The sequence below is a fragment of the Pseudomonas sp. LAP_36 genome (assembly GCF_019456785.1).
Taxonomy (GTDB): Bacteria; Pseudomonadota; Gammaproteobacteria; order Pseudomonadales; family Pseudomonadaceae; genus Aquipseudomonas; species Aquipseudomonas tritici.
Genome location: NZ_JAHZMS010000003.1, coordinates 429,840 through 448,554, shown reverse-complemented (window position 1 = coordinate 448,554; position 18,715 = coordinate 429,840). Strand labels below are relative to the sequence as shown.

Sequence of the window (18,715 nt, the reverse complement as noted above, 5' to 3'; positions counted from 1 at the left end):
GCTAGCGCACCGCGCGCAGGGCGGTGGTGAAGCGCGGCAAGACGCGGCCCAGCACTTCCGCGATGTAGGTCAAAAACAGCGTGCCTACTGAGCTCTTGTAGTGCTGAGGGTCGCGACTGGCGATCGCCAGCACGCCGTGCAAGCCTTGATGGCTGAGGGCGACCACGGCGGTGGAGCCGATCTGCTGGCGCTGTTCGGCGCCAAACAGGAAGTCCAGCTCATGCTCGCGCAAGGTGCCGCTGATCGTCTTGCCTTCGGAGAGCAGGCCGCCAATCGCCGTTTGTGCTTCGCTGCCGCTGACCCAACGACCTACCGGCATCGGGTTGTCGCTGAACAGGATCAGGCTGACAAAGGGCACCTGGAAGTCCTGGCGAAGGCTGTCTTCCACGGCGATCACCGTTTCTTCCAGGCTGGTGGCGTCCATCAGCGTAAGAATAAGACGGCGAGTCTTGTCGAACAGGCGGTCGTTGTCGCGGGCGACGTCCATCAGGTGCGAAAGCTTATGGCGCATTTCGATATTGCGCTCGCGCAGGATCTTCATCTGCCGCTCCACCAGCGACACGGTGTCGCCGCGCTGGTGGGGGATGCGCAGGGCCGGCAGCAGTTCTTCGTGTTCGACAAAGAAGTCCGGATTCGCCTCAAGGTACGCCGCGACGGCAGCGGCCTCCAGGCTGTCGCTCGGGGTAGCGTGTGCGGGTACTTGAGGCTTATCGGTCATTGGCTTGGCTCACTCATAGACGGACCTGTCCTTCGTATACGCGCGAGGCCGGCCCGGTCATCATCACCGGGTGGCCAGGGCCTGCCCACTCGATGGACAACCGTCCACCGGGCAGGTCGATCAACAGCGGCGAATCCATCCACCCCTGGCTAATCGCGGCCACGGCAGCGGCGCAAGCACCGGTGCCGCAGGCCTGGGTTTCGCCGGCGCCGCGTTCCCACACACGCAATTGCGCGCGGGAACGGTCGATCACCTGCAGGAAGCCCACATTGACCCGTGCCGGAAAGCGCGGGTGGTGTTCGATCTTCGGCCCCAATTCATGCACGGGCGCATTGTTGATGTCGTTGACCCGCAGGACGGCATGGGGGTTGCCCATGGACACGGCGGCCAGGTCGACGATCTTACCGTCGACCTCAACGGCATAGCTGGAGGCTTGTTCAGTGGCCTGGAACGGAATGTCCGCTGGCACCAGGCGTGGCGCGCCCATGTTGACGCTGATCTGGCCGTCGCTGCGGATGTCCAGCTCGATCACGCCGCTCTTGGTCTCAACGCGGATCTGCCGCTTGGCGGTCAGGCGCTTGTCCAGCACAAAGCGCGCGAAGCAGCGCGCACCATTGCCGCACTGTTCCACTTCGGAACCGTCGGAGTTGAAGATCCGGTAACGGAAATCCACCTCCGGGTTGGTCGGTGCTTCCACCAGCAGCAATTGGTCGAAACCAATGCCGGTATGACGGTCGCCCCACTGTTTAGCGTGTTTGGGCAGGATGTGCGCGTGCTGGCTGACCAGGTCGAGGACCATGAAATCATTGCCCAGCCCGTGCATCTTGGTAAAACGCAGCAGCATGGCTTACTCCGGCAGCAGGCTTTCGCCAGCATACAACTCGGCTACCGTCTCGCGGCGACGCACTTCAATCGCTTGTTCACCGTCCACCAGCACCTCGGCGGCACGCCCGCGGGTGTTGTAGTTGGAACTCATGACAAACCCGTAGGCACCGGCCGAATGCACGGCCAGCAGATCGCCTTCCTCCAGCGCAAGCTGACGATCCTTGGCCAGGAAGTCGCCGGTTTCGCAGATCGGGCCGACAATGTCATAGGCGCGGGCTTCGCTTGCGCGAGGCGTCACGGCGGTGACATTCATCCAGGCCTGGTACAGCGCCGGGCGGATCAGGTCGTTCATCGCCGCATCGACGATGGCGAAGTCCTTGTACTCGGTGTGCTTGAGGTACTCGACCTGGGTCAGCAGCACGCCTGCGTTGGCGACGATATAACGGCCCGGCTCGAACATCAGGGTCAGGCCGCGGCCTTCAGTGCGCTCGCGCACAGCCTGGATGTAATCGGCGATCAGCGGCGGCTCCTCGTCGCGATACTGCACGCCCACACCACCCCCCAGGTCGATGTGTTGCAGGTAGATGCCGCACTCGCCGAGGCGGTCGGTCAGCGCCAGCAGGCGGTCGAGCGCATCGAGGAATGGAGGCAGGCTGGTCAGTTGCGAGCCGATATGGCAGTCGACGCCCAATACTTCCAGGTTCGGCAACTGCGCGGCGCGGATGTATACGTCTTCGGCGTCGGCAATGGCGATGCCGAACTTGTTCTCTTTGAGACCGGTGGAAATGTACGGGTGGGTGCCGGCGTCAACGTCCGGGTTGACGCGCAGGGAGATCGGCGCGCGAACGCCCATCTCGGCGGCCACGACTTGCAGGCGCTCCAGCTCGTCGGTGGATTCGACGTTGAAGCAATGCACACCGACTTCGAGGGCGCGGCGCATGTCTTCGCGGCTCTTGCCGACGCCGGAGAAGACGATCTTGTCAGCCTTGCCACCGGCAGCCAGTACGCGTTCCAGCTCGCCACGGGACACGATGTCGAAACCAGCGCCCAGGCGCGCCAGGACATTCAGTACACCCAGGTTGGAGTTGGCCTTGACCGCGTAGCACACCAGGTGCGGCACGCCGTTCAGTGGGTCGGTGAAAGAGCGGTACTGGGCTTCGATATGCGCACGGGAGTACACATAGGTCGGGGTACCAAAGCGCTCGGCAATCGCGGACAACGCCACGCCTTCCGCGAACAGCTCGCCGTCCCGGTAGTTAAAAGCGTCCATGGGGTTCCCTTAGTAGGTGTCGTGCTTATGCGCTTTGGCTGGTTTCTGCGACGATTGCGCCTGTTCATTCGGGTCTTTGCTGTCATCGGGCAGGTACAGCGGGCCTTTTTGACCACAGGCACTAACGAGGCAAGCGACCGCGACGAGCGCAGCAAGGGAAGAGATCAGGCGCTTCATGGCGAAATCCTTGAATATGCATTAATTGCGCCCGAGTATACCGACCACCCGCCAGCTTGCCTATGCGCCGGAATACCCGTCTGGCGGGGGTTTGCCGAGATAGTCGGGAAGCGCACTACGCTGTTTGAGGATATTTCACGCCGTCAATCGTGTTGAAATCGGTATCCTTTGCAATCGGCGGGGCTCGCCCGTATCGTGCGGCGCTTGAGCAAAACCAGACACTTTTGAGGTTGCCACAATGAGTTTGACCGAAGCCCGTTTTCACGACCTAGTGGATTCGACCCAGGAGAAGTTGGAAGATATTTTCGACGACAGCGGCCTGGACGTGGACCTGGAAAACTCGGCCGGCGTGCTGACCGTCAAGTTTGAGAATGGCTCCCAGTTGATCTTCAGTCGCCAGGAGCCGCTGCGCCAGCTTTGGCTGGCCGCGCGTTCCGGTGGCTTTCACTTCGACTTCAACGAAGAAGACAATAACTGGCAGTGCGATAGCAGCGATGAGCTGCTCAGCGAAATGCTCGCGCGCCTGGTCTTGGAACAAGCCGGTGCCGACCTGGATTTCGACGAGATCTGATAGTGAGCCAGCCAGCCCCCGTACGCCCGCCGAAACCGCTGTTCAGCAATGTCAGCCCGGCGGTGCCGTCACCTTGTATCAGTTTGTGTCGCCTGGACGAGCAGAAAGTCTGCATCGGTTGCTTCCGACACGTGGAAGATATCCGCGAATGGCGCTCTGCCGACGACGCGCGGCGCCGAGTGATCTGTGCCGAGGCTGAGCAGCGCCGGGCCCACGCCTGAGGCCGTCTTGTTTATTTGTGACGCTGTGGTAGTGTCCGGGTACGCCTCAACTCATCGAGGCCCGTGAGAACCCCGCCTTTTCCTGGCGGGGTTTTGCTTTTTTGTGCAGAAAAAAGGAGTCTGCCTGAATCATGACCACCGCACCGTCCATCATCCTCACCCGTCTTGACGTGCAGCGTCTGGAGCAACTGATCGACCGCTTGGGCGACGAGTTTCCCGGTGTCGAAGCGTTGCAACACGAACTCGACCGCGCCGAAGACGTGGTTGGCCACGATGAAGTGCCTGCAAGTGTCGTGACCATGAACTCCAGCGTGCATTGCCGCGAGCAAGGCAGCGGCAAGGACTATCACCTGACCTTGGTTTATCCCAAGGACGCCAACGCCGACGAAGGCAAGATTTCGATCCTGGCGCCGATGGGCAGTGCGTTGCTCGGCCTGCAAGTGGGCCAGCATATCGACTGGCCGGCCCCCGGCGGCAAGACCCTCAAGCTGGAATTGCTCAGTGTGGAAGGTCAGCCCAAAGACGGCGGCCCTTTCTCTCTTTAAAACAGAGTCGCTCTAAATCTGGCTCAGCGCCTCATTGAGCGACAGCTCCAGTTCGGCCTTGTAACGCAAGTAAAGGTTGCTCGGGCTTTGTACATCACCGAGCAGGCCGGACAGGTCCAGATCGGTGATGTAACAGCGGTAACGCTCTGTTTCCTGGCGTTGCCCGACGATTTGCTGGGCGACCACTGCAAACAGCTGGTCGCCAAACTCCAGTTCGGAAAACTCCCGCTGATTGCAATACAGTGTAATGCCCACCTGGCCCGGCGCGGCCTTGCCGATAATTGCCTGCACGTCATAAAACGGTTTGTTTGCCAGATTCACCGGTGCTGGTCGAGGCTCGATGCTCCGTGCGCGACCGCTGCCGGAGGGCAATAGCTGGTAATACATGACTTGCACGGCCCCCAGCGGTTCTTGCTGGTCCAATGGCGACAACGCATCCCGTCGATAAATAATCGACTGCAAAAAGCGCTGCAACGGCGCCAGCAAGCTCTGCTCATCATGAAACGGCAGACGTTGTTGCCAGAGTGCGTTGAACTCATCCAGCACATACAATTCGGCAGAGCCTTCGCTGACCCGATAGAACACCTGCACGCAATCGGGCATGCCCATCGGCAGCAGCAGCGCCAGGTCGTGCTCTTCCAAGGCCATGGCATCCAGGTGCAGCGGGCTGTAGCTGGCAAGTTCTTCGCTGAGGTAGGCGATCAGCGCCTCCTGGGTCGCCAGGGAAACGTGGGTGGCTTGGCCTGGCATCAACTCCATCACGTGATAGTGCTGCTGCACTTGCAGCAGGTAGCGATGATTGGACTGACCCAGCAGCAGGTGCTGCGCAGTGTCGAAGATTTCTTCCACGCGTTGGGCAATGAACTGCGCACGGTTGTGACAGAAGCAGCGCACTCGTAGCCGTGGCAGGTGGTCCGGCGGCAACTGGTTGAGGTAGTCGCGCAGGCAGTCGAGCAGTGCGTGGGGGCCGTCGTAGCGGCTGACCATCACTTCGTTCCAGCTATTGAGCGTGACCTGGTCCAGGGTCAGCACCAGGTTGTCGCGCACGCCGGCATAACTCAGGGAGTCGGTGCGCTCGGTGGTCATCAGGATATTCAGGTCGCGGTGGTGCTTGAGCGGATCAACGCCAACGTTGATCAGCAGCAACACTTCCTCGGGCACCGCCGAACGCAGCAGGCGCTCTTCATCAACGCTGGCCAGGGGCAGGGCGACGGTCTGTTGCAAGCTGCCCAGCAGGTTGAACAACTCGAACTCAGTCATGTCGCTGGTGCCGGGGTGCAAGGCCAGGCGGGTGCTGCTGTCGATCACGCCGTTGCGGTGGCACCAGGTGAGCATCTCCAACAGGTCACGGCTGCGCTTGATCGGCGCGAAGTGTTCCCATTCCAGTGCAGTGAGGTTGCCGTTGTACAAACCCCAGTGGTGCTGACCGGGCTCCTTGCGGTTGGGCGATTGCACCAGGGTCAAGGTGTCTTCGGCCAAGTCCGGGGCGATGCCGGGGTTTATGAACTCGACTTTGCCGGCCTTGCGTTCAAAGGCGGCGTACAGGCGCCTGCCCAGCACATTGATGTCACGCTTGTTGATCAGGCTGACGGTCTGCTCGGTGCGGGCGAACTGGGTCAGGAAGCGGTAGCTGTAATTCAGTTCGTTGACCAAGGCGCGACGCTCGGAGGCGACTTGGCGCACTTTCCACTGGCTGCGGCTGTCCAGCAGCGCCAGTTGGCGTTGGTCCCAGTCCCACTCATGTGCCAGGCGTTCGAGCAGCAAGCGCTGCCAACTGGTGCTACGTTGACCGGCGGTGAGCTTGCAGTTGACCTTCAGGTACAGCGCACGCCGCACCAGTTCCAGGCGCTCGGGCTCGTTTCGGGCCTTGAGGTATTCCTCGATGCGGCGGTACACCACGATGTACGGGTCCAGCTCGTCCAGGTCCATCTGGTTGGCGAACACCGCCCGCTTGAAGCGCAGGCTCAGGCACTGCACGTTAGGGTGTTCGCTGGCGTAGACCTCGATCAGCAGCAGTTTGAGCACCGATTTGTAGGGTGACTCGATGCCTTTGAACAATTGCCACAGCCCGGCACCGATGAATTCACCTGGGGGAATCCGTGCCAGATGGCCAAGATCGAGGGTTTCATCGGCGCGGATAAAGCGCTTGGAAATCAGCGTGTGGGTGAACTCGGCGTAGCGGGGTTCTTCATACACCGGCACCAGCCACCAGATTGGCGTACGCCCGGCCAGCCAGATGGCGGTGCGGTAGAACTCGTCCAGCAGCAGGTAATGCTGGGTGGTGCCGCAGTCTTCCGAGCTGAGCTGGGTGTCGCGCTCGCCGAGCACAAAGCGTGTCGGCTCGATCAGGAAAAAGTGGGCCTCTGCGCCCATGGTCAGCGCCCAGGCTTCCAACAGTTGGCATTTCTTGCGCAGTTCAGCCAGTTCATTTTCGCTGAGGTCCGCCGCGTGGCAGACCCACACGTCCATATCGCTCTGGTCGGCCTGGGCCAGGGTGCCGAGGCTGCCCATCAAAAACAGTCCGTGAATCGGACGTGGCGGGTTGCCGTGACGTGGTTTGTAGGAGAACGAACGGGTGAGGCGCTGGGCTTCTGTCAGGGCTTGGGTGTCGGGCTCAAAGTTGGATAATCCGGCCGGCGTACTGCCCGACACATAGCCCGGCAGCAGTGGATGGTTGACGTGGAAAAACAGCGGCAATAGGGTCAACACGCTTTGCTGGCGTGGGGTCAGTCCCTCGATGGCGCGCGCCATGCGGCCTTCGTTGAGGGCCATGAACCGCGCGCGCAGTTGGGCCAGCACCTTGCGGTCGATGCCTTCGTCCAGGTCGGGGCGGATTTCATGGGTGCGGGTCATGTCGAAGTCGGTGGCTCGCAGAGCCCGACGTGGGCGGCCATGTAGGAGTTTACAGCCAGTAGCGTAGGAGGTTTAGCGGGAAATGGTTTTTGACGTCAGAATTTTCGCACTTGCGCAGCAACACCCGCGGAATCCGCAAGTGGCGGACTCCATGGGCGTATCAGGTATCAGGCGGCTTCTTTGGCGGTGACGGTGGTCAGGATGGTCAGCAGGGTTTTGGCTTGTTCTGCGGCATCCCGGCCAAGTGGGGTCAGGTAGCCCCCGTCTTTCTGATCGATCAGTCCTTTCTCGAACAGGCGCTTGGCAGCGGCGATGGCAGTAGGGGCAGCGGTCTGATGGACTTTCAGACCTTCCTGGGTGCTATCCAGGCTGAAGAGTACAAGGATTTCCAGTTCGGCAACCAACTCAGGGGTAAACGACATAAGGACTCCAGACTTTCTAAGAATTTATTAGAGGCTAGCAGGCCATAAGGTGAACGCACTTTGCCGAACTGTCCAGTGTGTTGCTGCGTGTTGGATTTATTGCTTTTCGGGCGGCAATTCCGGCAGTGCACGCAGTGCAGTTTCATACCATTCGGTATTGAAAGCACGGTCCTCTTCCAGTAGCGCATCTATCTCGACAGCGAGCACGTGGGCCATCAGTTGCAGGATTTCTTCACGCTCATAACCCACCAGGGTCAGCTTGTTGAAAGTTGCCTTGGCGGCGGGTGGGTTTTCGCTCTCGATCTGGTTTTCGATTGCTTCGATCAGGGTGGTTTCAGTGAATTCTTCTTCGTCGTTGTCGATATCGGTCGGCTCGCTCATGGCAGGCTCCTCTGGGAAAGGGCGCCAGTCTACCCCCATTCAAGCCGGTGATGCTGCTGGCAAGGCCCGGCACGGGGAGCTATAACGCATGCAGCCAACCCCATTCCCGGCTCGGAGGCAACCGCAATGCTCAAACTCTACGGATTCTCGGTCAGCAACTACTACAACATGGTCAAGCTGGCGCTGTTAGAGAAAGAGCTAGCTTTCGAAGAGGTGCCTTTTTATGCCGGACAAACCCCCGAAGCCCTGGCAGTCAGCCCACGTGGCAAAGTGCCGGTGCTGGGCGTTAAACAGGGTTTTATCAACGAGACCAGTGTGATTCTCGAATACATCGAGCACACCCAGGAAGGGCCTGCACTGCTGCCGGCCGAGCCGTTCCAGCGTGCACAGGTGCTGGCGCTATGCCGGGAAATCGAGTTGTACATCGAACTGCCCGCGCGGGCGTGTTTTGCCGAGGCGTTTTTTGGTATGCCGGTGCCGGAGGCGATCAAGGAGAAGTCCAAGGCCGAATTGCTGTTGGGCTTGAGTGCGCTGGGCAGGCACGGCAAGTTCGCGCCGTTTGTGGCAGGGGAGCGTTTCACGATTGCGGATTTGTATTTCATGTACAGCGTGAACCTCGCCTGTGCGGTGGGCGAGAAGCTGTTTGGAATGGATTTGCTGGCAGAGATGCCGGCGGCCAAGGCGTTGCTGGAAAGGTTGCATGCCATGCCCAACGCTCAGAAAGTGGCAGCGGACAGGGAGGCCGCAATGCCGGCGTTTATGGCGATGATCGCTGCCAAAAAATAGACCTTTGGCGTCTGGCAGGACGCTATCGCGGGCAAGCCCGGCTCCCACCTTGGAATGCGATTTCCTGTGGGAGCTGGCTTGCCTGCGATGCTTTTATCGGCTGGCGAGGAGGGCCTGGCCGCGCACGACAGCTGCCTTCACCTGCGCCGGCGCAGTACCGCCGATGTGATTACGGGCATTCACCGAGCCTTCCAGGGTCAGCACGGCAAACACATCCTGTTCGATCTGGTCGCTGAACGTGCGCAGTTCTTCCAGGCTCATTTCCGCCAGGTCCTTGCCGGTGTCCACGCCATATTTCACGGCGTGGCCGACGATTTCGTGGCAGTCGCGGAACGGCAGGCCACGGCGCACCAGGTAGTCCGCCAGGTCGGTCGCGGTGGAGAACCCGCGCAGTGCCGCTTCACGCATGATCGCGTGCTTGGGCTTGATCGCCGGGATCATGTCGGCAAACGCGCGCAGCGAGTCACGCAGGGTGTCGGCGGCGTCGAACAGCGGTTCTTTGTCTTCCTGGTTGTCCTTGTTGTAGGCCAGGGGTTGGCCTTTCATCAGGGTCAGCAGGCCCATCAGCGCGCCGAATACACGGCCGCTTTTGCCACGTACCAGTTCTGGCACGTCGGGGTTTTTCTTTTGCGGCATGATCGAGCTGCCGGTGCAGAAGCGGTCCGGCAGGTCGATGAACTGGAACTGCGCGCTGGTCCACAGCACCAGCTCTTCCGAGAAGCGCGACAGGTGCATCATCGCGATGCTGGCCGCGGCGCAGAATTCAATGGCGAAGTCACGGTCTGACACACCATCCAACGAGTTGCCACCGACGGCATCGAAGCCCAGCAGCTGCGCGGTGTATTCGCGGTCGATCGGGTAGGTGGTGCCAGCCAGCGCGGCGCTGCCCAAGGGCATGCGGTTGGCGCGCTTGCGGCAATCCACCAGGCGCTCGTAGTCGCGGCTGAGCATTTCGAACCAGGCCAGCAGGTGGTGGCCAAAGGTCACAGGCTGGGCGGTCTGCAGGTGAGTGAAGCCCGGCATGATGGTGTCTGATTCGCGCTCGGCCTGTTCCAGCAAACCTTTCTGCAGGCGGGTGATTTCGGACAGGATCAGGTCGATTTCATCACGCAGCCACAGGCGAATATCGGTGGCCACCTGGTCGTTACGGCTGCGCCCGGTATGCAGCTTCTTACCGGTCACACCGATGCGGTCGGTGAGGCGCGCCTCGATATTCATGTGCACGTCTTCCAAGTCGACGCGCCAGTCGAACGTGCCAGCTTCGATCTCACCACGAATGGTGGTCAGGCCGTCGATGATGCTGTCGCGCTCGGCGTCGGTCAGCACGCCGACCTTGGCCAGCATCGTCGCGTGGGCGATGGAGCCCATGATGTCGTGGCGGTACAGGCGCTGGTCGAAGGTGACGGAGGCGGTGAAGCGGGCGACGAAGGCGTCGACGGGTTCACTGAAGCGGCCGCCCCAGGACTGGTTGGTCTTGTCGGTGCTCATGGATTCGCTCGTGATCTGCTTAATAAAGAGGCATGGAGTTGTGCCGGCGATGATAACAGGGTTGCCCGTGGAGGCGGGGCTGCGGGTCGTCGGCATTTTTATTTATGCAAACGATGGCTAAGTGCCTTGCCGCCGACCGCGTCCGGGACGAGACTGGGTACAGGGGCTTATTGAAACGATATTTGTCGATTCAGCAATGTCGTCTCAGCGAGCGTCTACAGTTGGACTGATAGTGTGTGAATGCACCAAAGTCGGGTGATGCGGTCATAGCCCAGACTATCCATTAGAAAGGGGGGTATTCGATTGTGTATCAGCAAACCCTACGACGATGCCCGAAGGCAGCAGGTCTTGGGCGCTATTGAACAGGTCCGGGTAAATATGGGTGCCACTCTCAGGGCACTTTTTGCCGCTCGCGCTAGTCTTAGCGTGGATCGCTGTGACGCAAGTCACCGCACCTGTCTACGCTATCCTTGTGCGAGACTCACGCAGGAATCCAGCGCAATATGAATGTCCTGATCGTTGATGACGAACCCCAAGCCCGCGAGCGACTGAGCCGTCTGGTCAGTGAACTCGAGGGTTATGCAGTATTAGAGCCGAGCGCCACCACGGGCGAAGAGGCGTTGACGCTGATCGACAGCCTCAAGCCTGACGTGGTGTTGCTCGATATCCGTATGCCGGGCCTTGACGGCCTGCAAGTTGCCGCCCGACTGAGCGAGCGAGAGTCCCCACCGGCCGTAGTGTTCTGTGCAACGGGCGAAGAGTTTTCTGCGCAGACGCTGGAAGACAGCGGAGTCAGCTTTCTCATCAAACCGGTGGCGGGCGAAGCATTGCTCAAGGCCCTGAAAAAGGCCGAGCGCCCAACCCGCATACAGCTCGCCGCGCTCACTCAGCCAGCCGCTCAAAGTGGTAATGGGCCACGCAGCCATATCAGTGCCCGTACACGCAAAGGCATTGAACTGATCCCTCTGGGCGAGGTGGTCTATTTTATTGCCGATCACAAGTATGTGACCTTGCGCCACCAAGGCGGCGAAGTGTTGCTTGATGAGCCGCTCAAGGCGCTTGAGGATGAGTTCGGCGACCGCTTCGTGCGTATCCACCGCAACGCGCTGGTGGCCCGCGAGCGAATTGAACGCCTGCAACGCACGCCCCTGGGTCATTTTCAGCTATTCCTGAAAGGCCTTAACGGCGATGCGTTGATCGTCAGCCGAAGGCATGTTGCCGGCGTGCGCAAGATGATGCAGCAGCTTTAGCCCAGCGTCTGTGGCGAGGCCTGCATTCCTTATCCCGGTGCGTTGTGGCCAGGGAGGCCCCGCACTTGCTGATTCAAATCAAAGCGTATTTCCCTGAGCTGTTATTATCCGTCATATCTTTTCAGTACGGATTGATCCATGTCCTCTCGCGAAATCCGCATCGCCACCCGTAAAAGCGCCCTGGCCTTGTGGCAGGCCGAATACGTCAAAGCACGCCTGGAGCTGGCCCACCCTGGCCTCAAGGTGTCCCTGGTGCCTATGGTCAGTCGTGGCGATAAGCTGCTCGACTCGCCTCTGTCGAAGATCGGCGGCAAGGGTTTGTTCGTCAAGGAACTGGAAACAGCGCTGCTGGAGAACGAAGCCGACATCGCCGTGCATTCGATGAAAGACGTGCCCATGGACTTCCCTGAAGGCCTGGGTTTGTTTTGCATCTGCGAACGCGAAGACCCGCGCGATGCTTTCGTTTCCAACACTTACGCGTCCCTGGAAGCATTGCCCCTGGGCAGCATCGTCGGCACTTCGAGCCTGCGCCGCCAGGCACAGCTGCTGACCCGCCGCCCGGACCTGCAGATCCGATTTCTGCGTGGCAACGTCAACACCCGCCTGGCGAAGCTGGACGCCGGCGAATATGACGCGATCATCCTCGCAGCGGCGGGCCTGATCCGCCTGGGTTTCGAAGACCGTATCACCTCGGCCATCAGCGTCGAGGACAGCCTGCCCGCAGGTGGGCAAGGCGCCGTTGGCATCGAGTGTCGTACCGCCGACAGTGAAATCCACGCCCTGCTCAAACCCCTGGATCACCACGACACCGAAGTGCGCGTCACGGCCGAGCGTGCCCTGAACAAGCACCTCAACGGTGGCTGCCAGGTGCCAATCGCCTGCTACGCCGTGCTCGAAGGTGAAAACCTGTGGTTGCGCGGCCTGGTAGGGGACCCGGAAGGTGGCACCTTGCTGACGGCCGAGGTGCGCGGCCCGCAGCGTGACGCGACGGCACTGGGCATCCAGGTGGCCGAAGAGCTGTTGGACAAAGGCGCCGGTGCCATCCTGCAAAAAATCTACGGCGAGGCCGGTCCGCAGTGACCGAATGGCGTGTGCTGCTGACGCGGCCTGCCGAGGAGTCGTTGGCCCTGGCGGGGACGTTGGCCGGCGCCGGCATTTTCAGCAGCAGCCTACCGTTGTTGGACATCGAGCCGCTTCCCGTTACACCTGAACAGCTGGCAGTCTTGCGCGACCTGGGCCGCTATTGTGCGGTGATTGTCGTCAGTAAGCCCGCCGCGCGCTTGGCCGTGCGACAGCTGGATCGAGCATGGCCGCGACTGCCGTGGTTCAGCGTCGGCGCAGCCACTGCGCAGGTACTGGCCGAACACGGCCTCAACGTTCACTATCCCCCTACTGGCGATGACAGCGAGGCCTTGCTTCAATTGCCTGCGTTGCGCGAGGCTATCGCTCGCCCGGATGCACGCGTGTTAATCCTGCGGGGCGAGGGCGGTCGCGAGCTGCTGGCGGAGCGTTTGCGCGCGAGTGGTGCTAGTGTCGACTATCTGGAATTGTATCGCCGTTTCCTTCCGGCCTACGACGCCGGGGTACTGATGCAACGCATCCAGTTGGAACGCTTGAACGGCCTGGTGGTCAGCAGTGGGCAGGGTTTTTTGCACCTGCACGCCTTGGCCGGAGCCGATTGGCCACAGGTGGCACAGCTGCCGTTGTTCGTGCCGAGCCCGCGAGTCTTCGAGATGGCGCGGGGCGCTGGCGCAGAAAAAGTTGTGGATTGCCGCGGTGCGAGTGCCGCGGCTTTGTTAGTGGCGTTACGCAGCGTTGCCCTATGAGGCATGCCGTAGTCACTCTCTGAAACGCAAAGGACGGATACGTGAGCGAAACAGCCTTGCCTAAAGATGAAGCCCAACCCGCACTTGGTGCGCCGGTTGAGTCACCGGTCACCGCGCCGCGCCGTGGCAATGGCCTGGCAGTCGTCGCCTTGCTGCTCGGCGCCGCCGGTGTTGCCGCCGGCGGTTGGGGGATCTGGCAGGTCCGCGCCCTGCAAGCCAGCAGCCAGCAACAGCTGGGCCAAGTGCAGACCCTCGATGACCAATCCCAGTCCCTCAAGCAGAGCCAGCAACAACTGGCCGCGCGGCTGGCGCAGTTGCCGGGTACGGATGAGCTGGAGGAGCGCCGTCGCCTGGTGGCCCAGTTGCAGGGCGATCAGCAGCGCCTGAGCCAGCGCCTTGAGACCGTGTTGGGATCCAGCCGCAAGGACTGGCGTTTGGCCGAGGCTGAACACTTGATTCGCCTGGCGAGCCTGCGTCTGTCTGCCTTGCAAGATATCAATAGCGCCCAGGCGCTGGTGCAGGGCGCCGACGAGATTCTTCGCGAGCAAAGCGATCCAGGTTCCTACGCCGCCCGTGAGCAGTTGGCCAAGAGCCTTGCAGCGCTGCGCAGCACCGAGCAGCCGGATCGCACTGGGCTGTACCTGCAATTGGCGGCCTTGCGTGACCAAGTCGTGCAGCTGGCTGCGATTGCGCCGGAATATCAACTGACCGAGCCTGCTTCCGACGGGCGTCCGACCACGGATACGGACAGCCGTTGGCGCCAATGGTGGGAGCAGATTTCCCGTTATTTCCGCATCGACTTCAATCCGGATGACAACATTCGCCCACTGCTGGCCGGCCAAGGCCTGAACCAGGTGCGCCTGGCGTTGAGCCTGGCCCTGGAGCAGGCGCAATGGGCGGCGCTCAACGGGGAGTCGGCTGTGTACAGCCGCTCCCTCGGCGAGGCGCGTAGCGTGTTGCAGGATAACTTTAACCAGGACAACCCGCAGAGCAAGGCGATGCTCGCGCGTATCGCCGAACTTGAGCCCAAGGCGGTGTCGGTGGTGACGCCGGACCTGGCCGCGAGCCTGGCTGCTGTGCAGGCGTATCTTGAGCGTCGTCATCTGTCTGCTGACGAAGCCAAGGCAGCGGCCACACCGGCGGCTACGTCGGCGAAGCAGGAGTAGAGCCGATGAAACGTTTCTATGTGATCCTGGTGCTGGCGATTGCAATCGCGCTGGCGCTGGCTGTGGGCATTTCGAAACACACCGGCTATGTGTTGATTACTTACCCTCATGTGCTGCACTACGAGTCGAGCTTGTGGGCGACGGTGGTGGCGGTGTTTGCCATTGGTTTGGTGATCTACCTGATCCGTGTGCTCTTGAGCCTGGTCACCACCTCCGGTGGCGTGGTCAACCCGTGGTCGCGGCGTAACCGCAGCCGCCGCGTGCAGATCGCCATCGAGCAAGGCCAGATGGACCTCGCCGAGGGCCGCTGGGCCAGTGCCGAGCGCCACCTGCATCGCGCCGCCGAAGCCGAGCGCCAGCCATTGCTGTACTACCTCGGCGCCGCGCGCGCTGCGAATGAGCAGGGTCGTTATGAAGAGTCCGACGGCTTGCTGGAGAGAGCGCTGGAGCGTCAGCCCCAGGCCGAGCTGGCAGTTGCCTTAAGCCATGCGCAACTGCAACTGGACCGCGGCGATACCGACGGTGCACTCACCACCTTGCAGGCGATGCACGAGCGTCACCCGCATAACGGCCAGGTCTTGCGTCAATTGCAGCGCCTGCATCAGCAGCGGGGCGATTGGTCGTCGGTGATCCGCCTGTTGCCGGAGCTGCGCAAGGATAAAGTCCTGCCTGCCAGCGAACTGGCTGAGCTTGAACGCCGTGCCTGGGGTGAGAACCTGAGCCTGGCTGCCCAGCGAGAAGAGCAGGGCGAAGCCGGTTTGCAGTCCCTTGAGCGGGCCTGGCAGCAACTCACTTCAGCCCAGCGCCAAGAGCCGCAACTGGTTCTGGCTTACGCCGAGCAACTGCGCCAATTGGGCGCCGATGCCAAGGCCGAGGAAGCGCTGCGTGGCGCCATCAAGCGTGGCTACGACAGCCACCTGATCCGACTATACGGCTTGCTGCGTGGCAGTGATCCAGCTCGGCAGTTGAAGTTTGCCGAGGGCTGGCTCAAGGACCACCCGGGTGATGCCAGCCTGCTGCTGACGTTGGGCCGCCTGTGCCTGCAAAACAGCCTGTGGGGCAAGGCGCGGGATTATCTGGAGAGCAGCCTTCAAGTGCAGCGTAATCCCGAGGCCTGTGCCGAGCTCGCTCGCTTGTTGGCCCAACTGGGTGACACCGAGCGTAGTAACCAGCTGTTTCAAGAGGGACTTGGACTGCTGGATAACCGTTTACTGGCGTCTCCGCTACCTGTCCCTGCTCGGGTTTGAAGTAGGACAGTTGGCAAGGGTTGGCTCAGACGTATCTGACAGCCAACCTTTCGTTAGCTCGAAAAGACTGGCGGGCAAGCGTTCGGCGGCAAAGTCCGACGCTCGATTGCCCAAGGTCTTCCATCTTCTGACGGAAAGTCCTTACCTTCTCGCGGAATCGTCTGCTCTGGCATGTATTGAAAGCGGTCAGGGCTTTCCTCTACCGTAGCGACCTATCTTTCGCGATGCGGATAAAGCATGTCTTTGGCCCCTTCACGCTCCTTGTTTTTCCTCGCGTTCCTGGCGGGTACGCTGACGTTGGGTGCGTCCTTTTACCTCGAGTTCGGTGTCTCGTTGCGTCCGTGTTTCCTATGCCAGATGCAAAGGGGGTTCCTGGCCGCTTTCACATTGATCAACCTGGTCGCCGCCCTCCATAACCCCAAGCGTTCCGTTATCTGCCTGTATGGGCTGGCAAGCATGGGCTGTGCCTTGCTCGGCGCCCTTACCGCCGTGCGCCAGGTGCTGCTGCAAAATGGCGCGCCGGATGAGGCTGCCGATTGCTGGCCCAGCCTGCACTACATGATCGAAAACCTATCGTTTTGGCAGGCCCTGCAGTTGACGTTCAAAGGCACTGTCGACTGCGTGGAAACCAACTGGACGCTGTTTGATTTGAGCCTTCCCGAGTGGAGCCTGCTGTTCTTCATCGGGATGTTGATCCTGGGCATCATGCAGTTCTCACGGCTGTTTTTGAGCCAGTGTTCGCGCCCGGCGAGGCGCTGAAAGCCCGTCGCAGTTTGGAGAGCGGGATTAAACACTTGTATGAACTTTCTGTCCTGCGTACCTTGAAGCCATAGTCATGCGGGCATAATCTGGCCCGCACGTGTTATTGAAACCGTTTGTCAGATGTGGCCTTGTCCGGCGCCGCTTTATCCTTGAAGTATTGCGCGGGCACCAGGCGGCAGCGCCCCTATAGGGAAGAGAGATCATCATGCTGGAAAGTTGTCAGAATGCTCAGGAACGCTGGGGTGGGGTGCACAAGCTGATCGACAATTGGCTGAAGGCGCGTCACGAACTGGTTCTGTCCTTTGATGCGCTGGGCGCCAAGCCCGAGGCACTGGCTGAGAACCGTGAGCCGTTGCAGGACTTCTGCGCGGTATTGGTGGACTACTTGTCGGCTGGCCATTTTGGTGTCTTCGATCAACTGACCAAGGAGGCTGAAGCCTTCGATGATCAGCGTGGCCTGGACCTGGCTGAGACCATTTACCCGCGCATCGATGTCATCACCGAGAAGCTGCTGGCATTTACCGACCTGTGTGATGCCGGAAACTGTGTTGCTGAAAAATTCAAAGAGTTGGGCGCGTTGCTGCACGAGCGATTCGAGTTGGAAGATTGCCTGATCGAAGTGCTGCACAACGCTCACAAAGAAGAGCCTGCTACCCAGGCCTGACCCTCGACAGCGGTACGAAAGACGGTGCGCATGGCGCGCCGTTTTTTATGGGGTCAAGGACGGGTACCGAGCAACTCGATCTCGAATACCAGCGGTGTATAAGGCGGGATCAACTCGCCGGCACCGTCGGCGCCATAAGCCTGGGCCGATGGAATCACCAATCGCCATTTCGCACCCACGGGCATTTGTTGCAACGCGCTGCTCCAGCCGCTGATCACACTGTCCAGACGAAACCATTGAGGTTGCGTGCTCTGGTCGAACACTGTCCCATCGGGTAATCGCCCCACGTATTTCACTTCAACCTGGTCGCTGGCCTTGGGCTTTCCACCCGTGCCGGGAGTGAGTTCGGTGAGCAGGATTCCATCCGCCAATTCGCGCACGCCTTTTACGGCTTTTTCTTTGCTCAAAAATTGTTGTTCGGCCGCCAGGGCTTTTTCGCTTTGAGGTCCCTGTGCTTCGGCTGCATTTTGTGCTTCGTGCTGGGCAAGAATCTGTTCGATACGTGCGTTGTCCAGCGCCAGCGGCTTGCCTTGATAGGCTTGCTTTAGGCCGTCGATCAACGCCTGGATCTGCAGGTCAGGGACCTCCTGGCGCAGGCGTTCACCGAGGCTTGCGCCCAGGCTGTAGGCGAGGTCATGCTGATTTTGGTCAGTGGTTTTGGACGGTGATTGCTCGCTCGCATTGGCCACCGAAATCGCCAGGCCAAGCACAAGAAAAAGGTAACGCGACATGGGTGGTCTCCCGCCGAAAGTGCGACGGATTATGCCAGTGTGAGAGGGTAAAAAGTGCCGCGTACTTTCGTTATAACGATAAGAATTTTCGTACGGTGCAACGCAAGTCAAATGATACTGTCAACATGCCCTAGCGGCGGTAAGAGCAGAGGGCTAGTATGAGCCGCACCCAAGTCAGCCAGGAGGTAAACCATGTCGGCCAAACAGAAGCCTGTTAATACCCCGTTGCATTTACTCCAACAACTCTCGGGCAGTTTGCTCGAGCATCTGGAAAGCGCTTGTTCCCAAGCCTTGGCCGATGCAGAAAAACTGCTCGCCAAGCTGGAAAAACAACGCGGTAAAGCGCAAGAAAAGCTGCACAAATCCCGCACCAAACTGCAAGATGCCGCCACTGCCGGCAAGGCCAAGGCTCAAGCCAAAGCCAAAGACGCTGTCAAAGAACTTGAGGACCTGCTCGACGCCCTCAAGGATCGCCAAGCTGAAACCCGCACCTACATTTCCCAACTCAAAAAAGATGCCCAGGAAAGCCTGAAACTGGCCCAGGGCGTTGGTCGTGTGAAGGAAGCTGTAGCTAAGGCGTTGGGCGCCCGTACGCCTGCAAAAGCTGTTGCAGTAAGCGCGGCGAAGAAGCCTGCAAGCAAAGCTGCTGCCGCCAAGGCACCTGCTAAAGCAGCCGCGAAGCCAGCTGCCAAAACCGCTGCTGCTAAACCGGCCGCCAAGCCAGCTGCTAAAACTGCTGCTGCAAAGCCAGCCGCGAAGCCAGCTGCTAAAACCGCTGCTGCAAAGCCAGCCGCGAAGCCAGCTGCTAAAAC

21 protein-coding genes are annotated in these 18,715 nt (G+C 60.5%); 12 read left to right on the top strand and 9 right to left on the bottom strand.

What is annotated here, in order from left to right; all coding sequences use genetic code 11:
- Position 1: 1 nt before the first annotated feature.
- The 4 genes from JBO08_RS13195 to JBO08_RS13180 are packed head-to-tail and all read right to left on the bottom strand — an operon-like array spanning position 2 to position 2,990.
- Complete coding sequence (locus tag JBO08_RS13195) at positions 2-718, bottom strand: DUF484 family protein (RefSeq protein ID WP_049710960.1); 717 nt, start codon at positions 716-718, stop codon at positions 2-4.
- Between the two features lie 13 nt (positions 719-731).
- A complete protein-coding gene (gene dapF, locus JBO08_RS13190) occupies positions 732-1,562 on the bottom strand; it encodes a diaminopimelate epimerase (RefSeq protein ID WP_065875451.1) in 831 nt (276 codons plus the stop codon).
- Positions 1,563-1,565: 3 nt separating this feature from the next.
- Positions 1,566-2,813: a diaminopimelate decarboxylase gene (gene lysA / locus JBO08_RS13185; protein ID WP_065880245.1), complete on the bottom strand. Its 1,248-nt coding sequence runs from the start codon at positions 2,811-2,813 to the stop codon at positions 1,566-1,568.
- Positions 2,814-2,822: 9 nt separating this feature from the next.
- A complete protein-coding gene (locus JBO08_RS13180; RefSeq protein WP_017845169.1) occupies positions 2,823-2,990 on the bottom strand; it encodes an LPS translocon maturation chaperone LptM in 168 nt (55 codons plus the stop codon).
- 238 nt (positions 2,991-3,228) lie between these two features.
- Here JBO08_RS13180 and cyaY point away from each other — a divergent pair, with 238 nt between their 5' ends.
- From cyaY to rnk, 3 genes are all read left to right on the top strand, one after another.
- Positions 3,229-3,561 (top strand): iron donor protein CyaY, encoded by a 333-nt coding sequence (cyaY, locus tag JBO08_RS13175; protein ID WP_065875449.1) that lies wholly within the window; start codon positions 3,229-3,231, stop codon positions 3,559-3,561.
- A gap of 2 nt (positions 3,562-3,563) precedes the next feature.
- The gene (locus JBO08_RS13170; protein ID WP_065910078.1) at positions 3,564-3,782 is read left to right on the top strand and encodes a DUF1289 domain-containing protein; all 219 of its coding nucleotides are present in this window, start codon (positions 3,564-3,566) and stop codon (positions 3,780-3,782) included.
- 131 nt (positions 3,783-3,913) lie between these two features.
- On the top strand, positions 3,914-4,327 hold the full coding sequence (rnk, locus tag JBO08_RS13165; protein WP_065875448.1) for a nucleoside diphosphate kinase regulator: 414 nt from the start codon (positions 3,914-3,916) through the stop codon (positions 4,325-4,327).
- Between the two features lie 12 nt (positions 4,328-4,339).
- On the opposite strand, the gene JBO08_RS13160 is transcribed toward rnk, so the two are convergent.
- The 3 genes from JBO08_RS13160 to JBO08_RS13150 all read right to left on the bottom strand — a co-directional run bounded on the left by JBO08_RS13160 (position 4,340) and on the right by JBO08_RS13150 (position 7,983).
- A complete protein-coding gene (locus JBO08_RS13160) occupies positions 4,340-7,180 on the bottom strand; it encodes a class I adenylate cyclase (RefSeq protein WP_065891322.1) in 2,841 nt (946 codons plus the stop codon).
- 167 nt (positions 7,181-7,347) lie between these two features.
- Entirely contained in the window at positions 7,348-7,602 is a 255-nt protein-coding gene (locus tag JBO08_RS13155; protein WP_049710966.1) for a TIGR02647 family protein, read from the bottom strand.
- A gap of 96 nt (positions 7,603-7,698) precedes the next feature.
- On the bottom strand, positions 7,699-7,983 hold the full coding sequence (locus tag JBO08_RS13150; RefSeq protein WP_065875446.1) for a hypothetical protein: 285 nt from the start codon (positions 7,981-7,983) through the stop codon (positions 7,699-7,701).
- Positions 7,984-8,109: 126 nt separating this feature from the next.
- Between JBO08_RS13150 and JBO08_RS13145 the strand changes: the two genes are divergently transcribed.
- Positions 8,110-8,769: a glutathione S-transferase family protein gene (locus JBO08_RS13145; RefSeq protein WP_065880242.1), complete on the top strand. Its 660-nt coding sequence runs from the start codon at positions 8,110-8,112 to the stop codon at positions 8,767-8,769.
- Between the two features lie 93 nt (positions 8,770-8,862).
- Here the strand turns inward: JBO08_RS13145 and argH are convergent, their stop codons facing one another.
- Positions 8,863-10,257, bottom strand: coding sequence for an argininosuccinate lyase (gene argH, locus JBO08_RS13140; protein WP_065875444.1), 1,395 nt, complete (start codon positions 10,255-10,257; stop codon positions 8,863-8,865).
- A gap of 503 nt (positions 10,258-10,760) precedes the next feature.
- Between argH and JBO08_RS13135 the strand changes: the two genes are divergently transcribed.
- The 7 genes from JBO08_RS13135 (at position 10,761) to JBO08_RS13105 (ending at position 17,172) form a co-directional block, all read left to right on the top strand.
- The gene (locus JBO08_RS13135) at positions 10,761-11,507 is read left to right on the top strand and encodes a LytTR family DNA-binding domain-containing protein (protein WP_065875443.1); all 747 of its coding nucleotides are present in this window, start codon (positions 10,761-10,763) and stop codon (positions 11,505-11,507) included.
- A gap of 138 nt (positions 11,508-11,645) precedes the next feature.
- Positions 11,646-12,587, top strand: coding sequence for a hydroxymethylbilane synthase (hemC, locus tag JBO08_RS13130; RefSeq protein WP_065875442.1), 942 nt, complete (start codon positions 11,646-11,648; stop codon positions 12,585-12,587).
- On the top strand, positions 12,584-13,333 hold the full coding sequence (locus JBO08_RS13125; protein WP_065875441.1) for a uroporphyrinogen-III synthase: 750 nt from the start codon (positions 12,584-12,586) through the stop codon (positions 13,331-13,333). Before hemC ends, JBO08_RS13125 begins: the two co-directional genes overlap by 4 nt.
- A 41-nt stretch (positions 13,334-13,374) precedes the next feature.
- Positions 13,375-14,499: a uroporphyrinogen-III C-methyltransferase gene (locus JBO08_RS13120; RefSeq protein WP_065910076.1), complete on the top strand. Its 1,125-nt coding sequence runs from the start codon at positions 13,375-13,377 to the stop codon at positions 14,497-14,499.
- 5 nt (positions 14,500-14,504) lie between these two features.
- Positions 14,505-15,746, top strand: a complete 1,242-nt coding sequence (locus JBO08_RS13115; RefSeq protein WP_065910073.1) for a heme biosynthesis protein HemY — start codon at positions 14,505-14,507, stop codon at positions 15,744-15,746.
- Positions 15,747-15,983: 237 nt separating this feature from the next.
- Positions 15,984-16,505, top strand: a complete 522-nt coding sequence (locus JBO08_RS13110; protein WP_065910071.1) for a disulfide bond formation protein B — start codon at positions 15,984-15,986, stop codon at positions 16,503-16,505.
- A gap of 208 nt (positions 16,506-16,713) precedes the next feature.
- Complete coding sequence (locus JBO08_RS13105) at positions 16,714-17,172, top strand: Rsd/AlgQ family anti-sigma factor (RefSeq protein WP_065875437.1); 459 nt, start codon at positions 16,714-16,716, stop codon at positions 17,170-17,172.
- Between the two features lie 53 nt (positions 17,173-17,225).
- Here JBO08_RS13105 and JBO08_RS13100 read toward each other — a convergent pair whose 3' ends face one another.
- Entirely contained in the window at positions 17,226-17,903 is a 678-nt protein-coding gene (locus JBO08_RS13100) for an FKBP-type peptidyl-prolyl cis-trans isomerase (protein ID WP_220074671.1), read from the bottom strand.
- A 192-nt stretch (positions 17,904-18,095) separates the two neighbouring features.
- Here JBO08_RS13100 and JBO08_RS28170 point away from each other — a divergent pair.
- Positions 18,096-18,715 (top strand): AlgP family protein (locus tag JBO08_RS28170; RefSeq protein WP_258407217.1); only part of this gene is annotated, 620 nt, incomplete at its 3' end.